Here is a 12,219-nt window from a genome sequence, read left to right on the forward strand (position 1 = left end):
CGAGCAGCCCTGACCGCGGACAGCCCTGATCGCGGGGCGGGTGGGCGGATCAGCGGGGGCGGTCGTGGAGGCCCATGGTGAGGTTGCGGGCGGCCATCGGGGGGCCGCCGGACTGCGGGTCGCCGTACGGCGGGGGCTGGGTCTGCTGGGGGTGCGGGTGCTGCTGCTGCTGCGCCTGGTCGCGCGGCTGCGCCTGCGCGGGCTCCGCCCAGACCGCCGTCCCGTACGCGCAGACCTCGAGGCCGCCGCCGACCGCGGCCGTGTCGAACCGCATGCCGACCACGGTGTTCGCGCCCTTGCGGCGCGCCTCCTCGCCGAGCCGGTCCACCGCCTCGCGGCGGGCGGCGCCGAGCCCGGCCGCCGGCTGCTCCCCCGTCACCCGGAACGTGGCGCTGCTCCCGCCGTGCCCGGGCTGCGGCGCGGCGCCCTGGTCGGCCTGCACCGCCGACCCGAGGACCTCTCCGAGCACGCTTCTGATCTCGTACCCCGCCACGCCATCAGTCGTCACGATCAGCATGTCCACCAAGGTAAATCACCGTCCGGACGAAATGCGACGCATTGCCCTCAACAGCCACCCGCAACTCCGCTGTCAGACCCGCCGCCGGCAGACGTCCAGAGCGCGCGCGGCGAGGGTGCGCAGGCGACCGCCGTCCGGGCGGCAGACAACCGCCCTCCCGGTGGTTGGGCGGGAGGGCGGTCGTCGTGTCGCTCTCTCGGTTCGTCACTGTCCGGCTGTATCGGCTCTGCCTGGCCCGTTCCGGCTTCGCGGGCGGCTTCGCCGGGTCGGCGTCAGTCCAGGTACTCGCGCAGCATTTGCGCGCGGGACGGGTGGCGCAGTTTCGCCAGGGTCTTCGACTCGATCTGGCGGATCCGCTCCCTCGTCACGCCGAACTCCCTGCCGACCTCCTCCAATGTGCGCGGATGCCCGTCGGTCAGGCCGAAGCGCAGCTGGATGATGCGCTGCTCCCGTTCCGACAGCGTGCCCAGGATGTCCTCCAACTGGTCCTGGAGAAGGATGAACGCCGCGGCCTCGATCGGCACCACGGCGTCCGCGTCCTCGATGAAGTCGCCGAGATCGGAGTCTTCCTCACCGATCGGCGACTGCAGCGAGACCGGTTCCTGCGCTATCCGCTGGATCTCCACGACCCGGATGGGCGACAGGCCCATCTCCAGGCCGATCTCCTCGGGGGCGGGTTCGCGGCCGAGGTCCTGGTGGAGCTGACGCTGCACCCGGACCAGCTTGTTGATCGTCTCGACCATGTGCACGGGGATCCGGATCGTTCTGGCCTGGTCGGCGATCGCGCGGGTGATCGCCTGCCGGATCCACCAGGTGGCGTAGGTCGAGAACTTGAACCCCTTGGTGTAGTCGAATTTCTCGACCGCACGGATCAGTCCGAGATTTCCCTCCTGAATCAGGTCGAGGAACAGCATTCCCCGGCCCACATAGCGTTTCGCGATCGAGACCACCAGCCGGAGGTTGGCCTCGATCAGGCGTTGCTTCGCCCGCGTGCCCTCGCGGGAGAGCTGTTCGAGGTCGAGCCGTTCACCGCGGGCGAGGACGGCGGTCTGCGCCATCTTCTCCTCGGCGAACAATCCCGCCTCGATCGATTTCGCGAGTTCTACTTCATCTTCTGCCGTGAGAAGCGGTACGCGACCGATCTCTCTCAGGTAGATCCGAACCAGGTCGCTCGTCGGCGCCCGCTTGCCGAGGTCACCCTCGTCCGCTCGCGCGACGTCCTCGGTCTCCTGCTGAGACTCGAGAACCTCCACCCCCTGCTCTGCGAGCATCCGGACGACCCGTTCCAAGGAGTCGTCCGGCAAGTCCGAGCGATCGAGCGCGGCAGCAACGTCCTCGACGGTCACGCCGCCGCGTTCTCTACCACGTGCGACGAGGTCCGCCACCTGATCAACCGATGGCGCCTCGCTTGGCAGCACCGAAGGGCCCACCCAGACAGTTTGCGTCACATGGGGCCAAGATCACAGGACCTATTTTGCGGTCCCTTGACTTACTGTGACCCGAGCCCTCGCTCCCGCAACACCCGTCTCTGCTGCTCAAGCGCGACAAGATCGCCGAAGAGCCGGTGGTACTCCTCGGGGGCCTCGACCGGATTCAGCCGCCCGAGTTTAGATTTCGCGCTGGCGATCATGCGGGTGAGCTGGCGTTCCTGTATTCGGGCGAGCAGTTCTACGGCATAACGGTCGCCCGAATCCTGCGCGGAACGCGAAGGCTCGACTCCGAGCTTGGTGATCAGGTCTCTGACCTGGTCATCCGGGGCCCGCTCCAGGAGATGGGCGACCCATTCCGCGACGTTGCCCGCCGCGGACACTCCCCCCGCGTCCGCGATGACCATGCGGACCGCGGCGTGCGGCGGCGCGATGAACGCGTCCGCCGGGACGTCGTCGAACGCCGGACCCAGCACCGCCGGGCGCTGGACGGCCAGTTTCAGCAGCTCGCGCTCCCGCTGCACCTCCGGATCGCTCGGATCGAACGCCGGACGCCCGGCCCCCGCCCCGTCGGCCCCGTAACGCCCGTTCTCGTTGCCGCCATTCTCGGCCGGGCCGCCGGAATCACGCCCGTTGCCCGCGCGGCCGTTTCCGGCCGGGCCATTTCCGGCCCGGCCGCGGTCGTCGCCCGCGCCGTGGTTTCCGCCCCTGTTGTTGCCGCTGTTGTTCCCGCTCCTGTTGTTGCCGTTCTGGGGGCGGCCGTGGCGCCGGTTGGCCAGCTCGCGGACGCGCCGCAGCACGAACTGCTCGTCCATGATCCCGAGCCAGCGGTCCAGGTTGACGGCGTACATGTGCCGCCGCGACCGGTCCTTGATGGCGGCGACGACCGGGGCCGCGGCGTCCAGCGCGCTCAGCCGCCCCTCCACGGTGTCCAGGTCGTGCTGCTCGATCGCGCTGCGCACCGCGAACTCGAACAGCGGCAGCCGCGAGGCCACCAGATCGCGGACGGCCGCGTCGCCGTGGCGGATCCGCAGGTCGCACGGGTCGAGCCCGTCCGGCTGGATCGCGACGAACGTCTGCGACACGAACTTCTGCTCGTCGTCGAACGCGCGCAGCGCCGCCTTCCGCCCGGCCGCGTCACCGTCGAAGGTGAAGATCACCTCGCCGCGGAACTCGTCCTGGTCCATGAGCAGCCGGCGCAGCACCTTGATGTGCTCGTCGCCGAACGCCGTCCCGGACGTCGCGATCGCCGTCGGGACGCCCGCCAGATGGCAGGCCATCACGTCGGTGTAGCCCTCGACGACCACGGCCTGCCGCCGCCTCGCGATCTCCTTCTTCGCCAGGTCGGCCCCGTAGAGCACCGATCCCTTGTGGAAGAGCGGCGACTCGGGGGTGTTCAGGTACTTGGGGCCGTCGTCGTCCTCGTACAGGCGCCGCGCGCCGAACCCGATGACGTCGCCGGACAGGTCGCGGATCGGCCACATCAGCCGGCCGCGGAACCGGTCCATCGGCCCGCGCCGCCCCTCCTTGGCGAGGCCGCCGGCGACGATGTCGCGGTCGGCGAAGCCGCGTCCGCGCAGATGCCGGACCAGGCCCTCCCACTCGCGGGGGGCGAACCCCACCCCGAAGCGCTCGGCGTCCGCCGGCTCGAAGCCGCGCTCGGAGAGGAACGTCCGGCCGATCGCGCCGTCCGCCGAGTTCAGCTGCTCGATGTAGTACTCGGCCGCCGCCCTGTGCGCCTCGATCAGCCGGGCGCGCTGGCCGCCGTCCTGCCGGGGGCCGCGTCCGCCGCCGTCCTCGTAGCGGAGCTGGACGCCGGCCTGCACGGCGAGCCGCTCCACCGCGTCGCTGAACGACAGGTGCTCGATCTCCTGGACGAACTTGATGACGTCGCCGCCCGCCTCGCAGCCGAAGCAGAAGTACAGCCCGCGGGACGGCGTCACGTTGAACGACGGCGACTTCTCGTCGTGGAACGGGCAGAGGCCCTTGAGGTTCCCGCCGCCCGCGTTGCGAAGCTGCAGGTACTCACCGATCACATCGGCGATGGACGAGCGCTCGCGGACGAGCGCGATGTCCTCATTGCGAATACGGCCTGCCACGACGAGGAGTCTACGGCGGCGCCCCGACATCCGGCGCCGCAAGCCAGAACCGGCGCCGTCCGCCGCGAGCCACCGCGAACCCACCGTGACCCACCCCGAACCCGCCGCGCCCGGCCCCCGCATCCGGGCCCCGCATCCGGGCCCCGCGTCCGGCTCGCGGCGTTCACTTCGCGCTCACGCTCACGGTCGCGTCCCGGGCGCTTACTCCCCGGCTCGGACTCGCCCTTCAGGTGCCCGGAGGCATACCAGTCAAGCACCCGATACGTACCAGCTACGCTATTGACGACCGGAGGGTCAAGTTCCTCCTTCGGTGACCGGTATCTCATGTTTCATGGCCGGACTCGGCCGATCAGGCCACCGGCCATACCGGATTTACTCTGGACAACGCGGACCGTCGCACGATGTGATGACGGACCGGAATTTTGGCTTACCCCCAGGCGGACCCGATGACGGATGTAGTGCTCGACGGCGTCGACAAGGTGTACCCAGGCGGAGTGGTCGCTGTCCGGAATGTCCGTTTGAAGATCAACGATGGTGAGCTGTTCGTCCTGCTCGGCCCGTCCGGCTGCGGCAAGTCCACGATCCTGCGGATGATCGCCGGGCTGGAGGACATCACCGGCGGCGACCTGTGGCTGAACGGGACGGTGGCCAACGACCTGCAGCCGCGCGACCGGAACGTGGCAATGGTGTTCCAGGAGGGCGCGCTCTACCCGCACCGCACGGTCAAGGGCAACATGATGTTCCCCCTAGAGGTCTCCGGGGACGACCGTGCCGAGGCGCACGCGAAGGTCCACGAACTGGCGCGCGCCCTCGGCATCAACTCGATGATCGACCGGCTGCCGCGCACGCTCTCCGGCGGCCAGCGGCAGCGCGCCGCGATCGGGCGGGCGCTGATCCGCGAGCCGTCGCTGTTCCTGATGGACGAGCCGCTGTCCAGCCTCGACGCCGGCCTGCGCACCGAGCTGCGCGTAGAGATCGCCGCGCTCGTGCGCTCCACCGGCACCACCACCGTCTACGTCACCCACGACCAGGTCGAGGCCATGACGATGGCCGACCGGATGGCGGTGCTGCGGGACGGCGTCCTGGAGGACGTCGGCACCCCCGAGCAGATCTACGAGGACCCGGCGACGGTGTTCGTGGCCGCCTTCCTCAGCTCGCCGCCGATCAACCTGCTGCAGGCCACCCTCTGGGCCGTCGAGGGCGAGGGCCTGCTGCTCGACTTCGGTCAGCAGCGGCTGACCATCCCTTGGAACGACCCAAGGGCGTCCTCGCTGATCAGCCATCACGGCCAGTCCGTGACCGTCGGGATCCGGCCGGACACGCTCATGCCCATCGCCCCGGGCTCGCCGGCGGCGCCAGGGTCCGTCCTGTCCGGCCAGGTCCGCGCGCTGGAGTTCCACGGCCACGAATGGCTCGCCTACGCCGAGACCGGCATCACCACGGTCGACGCGAACGAGGTGGGACGCCCCGCGGCGCCCGCGGCGTACGAGCCCGAGAGTCCCGGGCTGCTGGACCGGGTCCGGACCATGCTCGGCAGGCCGTCCCAGACCGAGGAGCCGGTCGAGGAGCACGCCCCCGGCCACCACCGCCGCCGGGCCGACATGGTCTTCCGCATCGCGCCCGGCGACCGCCCGAACCGCGGCGACCGCGTCGCGCTGACCGTCGACTTCGAGCGCGTCCTCTTCTTCGGCGCCGACGGAAAGCGCGTCACGCCCATCCACCGGACGCCGCACGCGAACGCGAAGCCCAGGGAAGTCCGCTCCCATGAGGCCCCTAGGCACCAATGACCTGGCGCATGACATGGCGCAGCCTGCCGATCCCCGCCTCGATCTCCGGAAGCGTAACCGCGCCATAACCGAAGACGAGCCCCTGAACCGGCGGTCCGGCAACGGTGAACTCCGACAGCGCGAACAGCCCGATACCCGCGTCGAGCGCCTGCCGGGCGATCACGGCATCGTCGCGCCGCTCAGGCCCTTCCCGGAGGACGGCGCTCAGGTGCAGCCCCGCCTCTGACGGGACCACGGTCAGCCGATCGCCGAGCAGCCCGCCCACCAGTTCGGCGACGTGCTCGTGCCGTGCCCGGTACTCGCGCCGCGACCTGCGAATATGCCGGACGAGCAGCCCCTCGTCGATGAACCTGGCGAGCGCCGCCTGCGCCGGCAGCTCGGCATGCCAGGACGAGACGTACCGCGCCATGCGGAACGCACGGTGCAGCGAAGGCGGCGCCACGAGGAACCCCAGCCGCAGCACCGGGCGCATGATCTTGGAGAAGGTGCCGGTGTAGAGGACGCGGCCGTCCTCGTCCAGGCTCTGCAGCGGCTCGATCGGACGTCCCCCGTACCGGTACTCGGTGTCGTAGTCGTCCTCGACGATCACCACGTCCCGCCGCCGCGCCCAGTCGAGCAGCGCCCTGCGGCGCGGCAGCGACATCGGCATGCCCAGCGGGAACTGATGGGACGGCGTGACGTACACGGCCCGCGCCTCGTCGGGCAGCCGGTCGACCCGAAGCCCCTCCGCGTCGACCGGCACGCCGCGCACCCGCATCCCCGCCGCCGCGAGCAGGATCCGGACGGGCGGGTAACCCGGGTCCTCCACGGCCACCACGTCCCCCGGCTCCAGCAGCACCCGGACGATCAGATCCATGGCCTGCTGCGTCCCCGACGTGACGACGACGTCGCCGGCGCTCGCCCGCACGGACCGCGAAACCCCCACATGCCTCGCGATCGCCTCGCGCAGCCCGGCCAACCCCGCCGGATCGCCCGCGGACGCGGGCTCGTCCAGCGCCGACGACCGCAGCACGCCCGACATGATCCGCCGCCATGCCTCGTAGGGGAACAGCCCCACGTCCGGCAGTCCCGCACGGAAATCCCAGGTGATTCCGGGCATCGGCCGAGGCCAGGCGGACAATCCGTCCCACACGTCCCGCGCCCGCAGCGGCGACGCCGACGGCGCACCCCGCGCGGCGGACCCGCCCTCCAGGACGAACGTCCCGGCGCCGACCCGGCTCGTCAGGAACCCCTCGGCGGCGAGCCGGTCATAGGCGACGCCGACCGTGTTCCGGGAGATCTCCAGCCGCCGGGCGAGTTCCCTGGTCGGCGGCAGCGCATCGCCCGGCCTCAGGCGACCGTCCAGGATCGCGGCGCGCAGTTGCCGGTAGATCTGCCCTGCGAGGTCGCGCCGCCCCACCAGGCTCACGTGCAGGTCCAACGCTCCCCCACCCCTGAATCGGCTCAGTCATTCTCCACAATTTTGGACCTGTACCTGGGCCTCTGCGCCTACCTAGCGTGAACCACATGGACCTCTTGACCGAATTGCTGACCACCGACTTCCGCCCCCTGGACCGCAGGGCGTCCGAGCTCTACCTCTCGACCGTCGCGCAAGTGAAGCCGGACGCGCTCACCCTGCCCACCCCGTGCCCCGACTGGACCCTGCACGGCCTCCTCCGCCACCAGGTCAGCCAGGACGAGGGCTTCGCCGCCGCGTCCCGCGGCGACGGCGCCCGCCTGTCCGCCTGGCGCGGCGGCGACCTGGGCGACGACCCGCACGCCGCGTCCCGGACCTCCGCCGACCTCGTCACCCGGGCCTTCGCGGACCTCGCCCTCGACGCCGAACTCGTCCTGCCCGAGATCCGCGACGGCGGCGCCTTCCCGGCCGCCTTGGCGATCAGCTTCCACTTCGTGGACCTGGTCGTGCACGCGTGGGACGTCGCCGCCACCGTCAACGTCCCGTGGGAGCCCGCAGAGGACCTCGTCACCGCGTCCCTCAAGGTCGCCGCGATCGTCCCCGACGACGGCCGAGCCCCCGGCGAGGCATTCGCGCCCAAGCTGGACTCCCCACCGGACGCACCCCCCAAGGACCGCCTGCTCACCCTCCTAGGCCGCTCCCCGTCATGGCGCTGAGGACCCGTTGGCGGGACGGCTCGTCCAGCGCAAAAGGCTCGGTCGTCGTCAGCGTCACCGACTTCACATGCGCGAACCCGCTCGACATGCCGGCGATCTTCCGCGCGGGCATGACCCTGCGCCGATCCTGGCCAGACCTATCAGGCGCCATCGGCCTCTGGCTGTGGACCATCCCGCTGCGCCGCAGATGCGGCTCCATCTCGATCTGGCAGGACGAAACGGCCTTGAACCACTTCGTCGCGTGGCCACCGCACGTCGCGATCATGCGCCGCTTCCGCCACCGCGGGACGATACGCGCCCACACCTGGGAATCAGACCGCTTCGACCCCGCCGAAACCTGGCTCCGCGCCCACCAAATCCTGAATCAAGCGGGAAGGCCCTCACAGAGCGTGCCGCTGTAGAGGCGGATCTTCCACTGGATCTGCTCCTGCCGCACGCGCAGCTCCGCGATCTGCTCCTCCACCCGGCGATCGTGCTCCTGCAGCAGCTCAAGCCGCTCCTGCACCGTCTCGTCCCCGCCACGGGCCAGCTCGGAGTAGCGAAGCATCTCGGCGATCGGCATCCCGGTCCCGCGCAGACACCGCAGCATCTCCAGCCACTGCAGATCGTCATCGCTGAACACCCGCCGCCCCGACGCGTTCCGCGCAATGCCCGAAAGCAGCCCGATCTTCTCGTAGTAACGCAGCGTGTCAATACTGAAGCCGCTCTTCTCAGCGGTCTCACCCGGAGAGTAGGAACTCACGTCCCCACAATCCCACCTGGAGCCCACTCCAGGTCAACACCCGAAACCACCGAACAGACACCCCGTTGCTAGCAGCCCCAAACCCGCAAGCCGTCCGCACGCACTGCCCAAGCCCAACCGCGCCGGACAGTGGTGACGTGGCGCGAGTTGCCGGGCTGAAGAAGGTGATACGGACGGGCACGAACTTGATGCTGAAGCCAGCCGAGCGAGCTCGCCGAGGGCACGCGCGAGTCTGGCGGAGCGCACCGTGCGTGAACTGGTGAAGGCCGGGCTTGCCGACATGAATCGCCGGCTCATGGGACTCGCGAAGTCGAGCCCGGCGTGGGTTCGTCGCGGGGGGGCGGGCCTGCGGCGTGGGACGGTCAACTGCTGGGCGGATCTGACCGACTGCGATGCGCTCGTGGGTCGGCCAGACACGGTCGACCAGGCATGCTCGGCAAGCGCGAGGCCCGTCCGGCCACACCTGAGCTCACAGCGAGGGGCGCGGATGTCGTCGTGTGCGCGATCCCGTTGGGGCCTGGTGAGGGCCAGGTTGGCCATGAGTGAGTCCGCCGAACGTGAGCTGATCGGGAAGAGGGTCGACCGGGTGGTTCGGCTGGCGAGATCGGGGACCAGATGTCGACGAACGCCGACACCACCCCGTCCAACCGCGAAGCCGTGTCGGTGAGTTCGGGCACCACCTTGCCGAGCGACGATCGCGACGCGCGTGCGCATCTCTCCTCGCTGCCGCTTGAACTCGGCCGACACAGTGGAGCCCAAACTCAGAGACATAGATCTAGCTCCGCCACCTTGCACTGGTTCCCGAAGCGAACGACAAACGGTGCCCGTACTTGCGTGCAGAGCCAGCCAGGCGTAGGGCACGCCTAGTCACACCTGAGCTAGGCGAGGCGAGCGTGGAATCCTGCGCGCGGGCCCGACTGGACCTGTTGGGGCGGCATCCCGTCTGCCGTTGCAGCTAGGCCAACCGAACACGACGACTGCGTGGACCAACTGCCTGGTCGGAGCGCACAGCGCGCCCCGAGCGAGCATCAACCCATCCACATCCAGCGCCCACCCGAACCACAGCAGGCGGACGCGCGGCGGCAAGCGGTCGGCTCCTCTATCGGAGGCTGGTTTGGCAGCGGCTGGTATAGCGGGGGTGTGGGCGGGCCGGGCTGCCGAGTGCCGGGCTGCCGAGTGCTGCCCGGCTGGAGGTGGGGTCCCCTGTCGGGCAGCGTTGCGGGCTGGAGGTTGTATTCGGCGGGAGTGCGTGGGTGCGGCTCGTCGGGGCGGCGGGTGGCTATGCGACCCGGCGGCAGGGTGGTGGTCGCCCGATCGCAGCCCTGGTGCTGGGAGAAGTGGCGGATGCGGAGGCAGGTCCGGCAGCGGCTCCGGAGGCGGGTCCGGCGACGGATGCGGCGGCTGGTTTGGCAGCCGGCGAGCGTCGATAGCGGCGGTGACGCAATTTAGTTCGGCCGTGGTCCGCGGGTGCAGCAGCAGCCACCCTGGCAAGTCCGCCCGGAGCGCCTCATAGGCCGAGGGGGCCCATGCCGGGGGTTGTGGGCGGCTGCTTATGAGTGCGGGGCTGCTGAGTGCGGGCAGGGGTGTGCTGCCCGCACTCAGCTGGGGATGGGTCCCCTGCCGGGCAGCTTTGCGGGGCTGGAAGTTGTAGTCGGCGGGAGTGCGTGGGTGCGGCTCGTCGGGGCGGCGGGTGGCTATGCGACCCGGCGGCAGGGTGGTGGTCGCCCGGTCGCGGCCCTGGTGAAGGGAGCGGTGCCGGGTCCGGCGGCCGATGCGGTGCCGGATGCGATGCCGGATCCGGCGGCCGGTGCGGCGGTGGGTCCGGCGGCCGATGCGGTGCCGGGTCCGGTGGCGGATGCGGCGGGCCCGCCGTCGGTGGCGGATGCGGCGGGCCCGCCTCCGGCGGAGGGTCGGGTGGCGGAGTGGAGGGCTTTGGGTCGGTTGGCGGGTGTGTGGCCGGGTGGGTGGAGGCGGTAGGTGTAGCGAGCGCTGTTGGGGTGGTGGGTGATGTGAAGACGGTCGGGGTGGGTGTGTTTGTAGCGGTTGTGCCAGCCGCAGCACAGGGCGAGTTGGTCGATGTCGGTGGGGCTGTGGCCTAGTGCCCAGCCGTGTACGTGGTCGACCTCGCAGAGCTGGCCGGGGACTTCGCAGCCTTGTACCGCGCACGTCGGATACAGCGCCTCCAGGACGCGGCGTTGAGCGGGTGTGGCGATCCGGACGGTGCGCCCGAGGTAGATGGGGTGATGTCCGCTGCTGAGCAGCAGCGCCGAGACCCCGGCGTTGAGGGCGATGCGGCGGGCCTGTTCGGCGGGAATCGGGGTGCCGTCGGGCAGGCGGGCGGGAGTGGTGCCGCCGGTGAGGGTGTCCAGGTCGCACAGGACGGTGACCCGGGTGGCGCGGTGCCCGCCCGCCAGCACCGCAGTCATCGCCGCCGCTGTGCGCTCCGACAGGTCCCGGTGGTCGTCGGGCCCGGCGGGCTTGGCCAGCGGGGCCAGGGTGCCGTCCCAGACGGCGGCGTCCTCGGCGTTGAGCCAGCCTTTGATGTAGCGGCCACCGTCCAGAGAGCGGGTGGAGTCCACCCAGGACCGCGCATATCCGCGGCGGGTGTCGGGGTCGGGGGTTTCGCTATCGTCGCGGTCGGCGATCACCTCGCGGATGCGGGTGCCGAAGGAGGCGACCTTCCCGGCGGAGCAGTCCTGGTCGGCCAAGGCCAGCAGGATCTCCTCGGCCGCGGCGCAATCCTGGTCGTCGAGGCGGGCGACAGCGGTAGCGATGGTGGCGGCGTACCCGAATGACAGGGTTCCGGCCGCCCACCGGGCCGTCACGCGGGGCAGGCGGTCCCGGTTGCGGGCCAGGGTGATGCGTTCCTTGGCGCGAGCGTCGCGCATCCCCAGCCGCGACCGCAGCCAGGCTTGAGTGGAGGGGTAGCCCCAGCGTTGCGCCTCCCCGGCCCGGTCGACCACGCCGATGAGGGCGGCCAGCGCGCTTTCGGTCTGGTCGATGGCGGTCGCGAGGGTTTCGGTGAGGTCCAGGCACGCTGCTGGGGAATCGGGCGGGGGACGGTGCGCGAGTTCGGCGGCGATCGCGGCGAGTGTCGTCACCAGCTGGCCGGTGGACGCCTCGCCGAGATCCGCTATCGTCGAACACATGTTCTAATAATAGCCGATCGGCTGCCGCTGCATATGTCGGTGAAGGCGGTGTGCGGGTTGGATTATTATCACTTGGCGGATAGGCGGAAAACCGACAATAGGGAAATCACGAGTCGTGTGTCGCGCTCTTGGGCGGGGTGGGGGTGGCGCGTCGGGCGGGGGCAGGCGGAGCCTGCCCGACGAAAGCTGCACCAGGGGCCGCAGAGGCTCCAAAGTCAAGGGTGGGACGAAGTCCCATCGCGAAGCGACGCGAAGCGCCCTTGACTTTGGAGGGGCGGCCCCGTACGCAGCGCCACCCCCACCACGAACAACGAACCTGCTATTTGGCATTTCTGAATCAGCGGCAGCAGCATTGCTGCTCATTCTTGAGACTCGTCGCGCCTGGA

Annotated in this window: 9 protein-coding genes; 3 read left to right on the top strand and 6 right to left on the bottom strand. The window is 70.4% G+C overall.

Annotation, left to right across the window (positions count from 1 at the left end; genetic code table 11):
* Positions 1-49 precede the first annotated feature (49 nt).
* The 3 genes from ACH35V_RS10130 to dnaG all read right to left on the bottom strand — a co-directional run bounded on the left by ACH35V_RS10130 (position 50) and on the right by dnaG (position 4,043).
* The gene (locus ACH35V_RS10130) at positions 50-517 is read right to left on the bottom strand and encodes a YbjQ family protein (protein ID WP_395971559.1); all 468 of its coding nucleotides are present in this window, start codon (positions 515-517) and stop codon (positions 50-52) included.
* A gap of 272 nt (positions 518-789) precedes the next feature.
* Positions 790-1,935 (bottom strand): RNA polymerase sigma factor RpoD, encoded by a 1,146-nt coding sequence (gene rpoD, locus ACH35V_RS10135; protein WP_395972034.1) that lies wholly within the window; start codon positions 1,933-1,935, stop codon positions 790-792.
* A 71-nt stretch (positions 1,936-2,006) separates the two neighbouring features.
* Positions 2,007-4,043, bottom strand: coding sequence for a DNA primase (gene dnaG / locus ACH35V_RS10140; protein WP_395971561.1), 2,037 nt, complete (start codon positions 4,041-4,043; stop codon positions 2,007-2,009).
* Positions 4,044-4,489: 446 nt separating this feature from the next.
* Between dnaG and ACH35V_RS10145 the strand changes: the two genes are divergently transcribed.
* Positions 4,490-5,830 carry an ABC transporter ATP-binding protein gene (locus tag ACH35V_RS10145; protein ID WP_395971563.1) on the top strand — a complete coding sequence of 447 codons (1,341 nt, stop codon included), beginning with the start codon at positions 4,490-4,492 and terminating at the stop codon, positions 5,828-5,830.
* Here the strand turns inward: ACH35V_RS10145 and ACH35V_RS10150 are convergent.
* Positions 5,817-7,250 (bottom strand): PLP-dependent aminotransferase family protein, encoded by a 1,434-nt coding sequence (locus ACH35V_RS10150; protein WP_395971564.1) that lies wholly within the window; start codon positions 7,248-7,250, stop codon positions 5,817-5,819. The genes ACH35V_RS10145 and ACH35V_RS10150 overlap by 14 nt on opposite strands.
* Before the next feature lie 86 nt (positions 7,251-7,336).
* Here ACH35V_RS10150 and ACH35V_RS10155 point away from each other — a divergent pair, with 86 nt between their 5' ends.
* Entirely contained in the window at positions 7,337-7,942 is a 606-nt protein-coding gene (locus tag ACH35V_RS10155) for a TIGR03086 family metal-binding protein (protein ID WP_395971565.1), read from the top strand.
* A complete protein-coding gene (locus ACH35V_RS10160; RefSeq protein ID WP_395971567.1) occupies positions 7,933-8,343 on the top strand; it encodes a hypothetical protein in 411 nt (136 codons plus the stop codon). The genes ACH35V_RS10155 and ACH35V_RS10160 overlap by 10 nt, the downstream gene beginning before the upstream one ends.
* Here ACH35V_RS10160 and ACH35V_RS10165 read toward each other — a convergent pair.
* Entirely contained in the window at positions 8,307-8,684 is a 378-nt protein-coding gene (locus ACH35V_RS10165; protein ID WP_395971569.1) for a MerR family transcriptional regulator, read from the bottom strand. The two genes, ACH35V_RS10160 and ACH35V_RS10165, sit on opposite strands and share 37 nt — an antisense overlap.
* 1,694 nt (positions 8,685-10,378) lie before the next feature.
* Positions 10,379-11,833 (bottom strand): DUF222 domain-containing protein, encoded by a 1,455-nt coding sequence (locus ACH35V_RS10170; RefSeq protein WP_395971571.1) that lies wholly within the window; start codon positions 11,831-11,833, stop codon positions 10,379-10,381.
* Between the last annotated feature and the right edge of the window lie 386 nt (positions 11,834-12,219).

The organism is Actinomadura sp. 1N219 (assembly GCF_044326405.1).
In the GTDB taxonomy this organism is placed as follows: Bacteria; Actinomycetota; Actinomycetes; order Streptosporangiales; family Streptosporangiaceae; genus Spirillospora.

Bases quoted from the DNA above. Each gene is read 5' to 3' on its own strand.
- ACH35V_RS10130 (WP_395971559.1), bottom strand. From the start codon at position 517: ATGCTGATCGTGACGACTGATGGCGTGGCGGGGTACGAGATCAGAAGC.
- ACH35V_RS10145 (WP_395971563.1), top strand. From the start codon at position 4,490: ATGACGGATGTAGTGCTCGACGGCGTCGACAAGGTGTACCCAGGCGGA.
- ACH35V_RS10155 (WP_395971565.1), top strand. From the start codon at position 7,337: ATGGACCTCTTGACCGAATTGCTGACCACCGACTTCCGCCCCCTGGAC.
- ACH35V_RS10160 (WP_395971567.1), top strand. From the start codon at position 7,933: ATGGCGCTGAGGACCCGTTGGCGGGACGGCTCGTCCAGCGCAAAAGGC.
- ACH35V_RS10170 (WP_395971571.1), bottom strand. From the start codon at position 11,833: ATGTGTTCGACGATAGCGGATCTCGGCGAGGCGTCCACCGGCCAGCTG.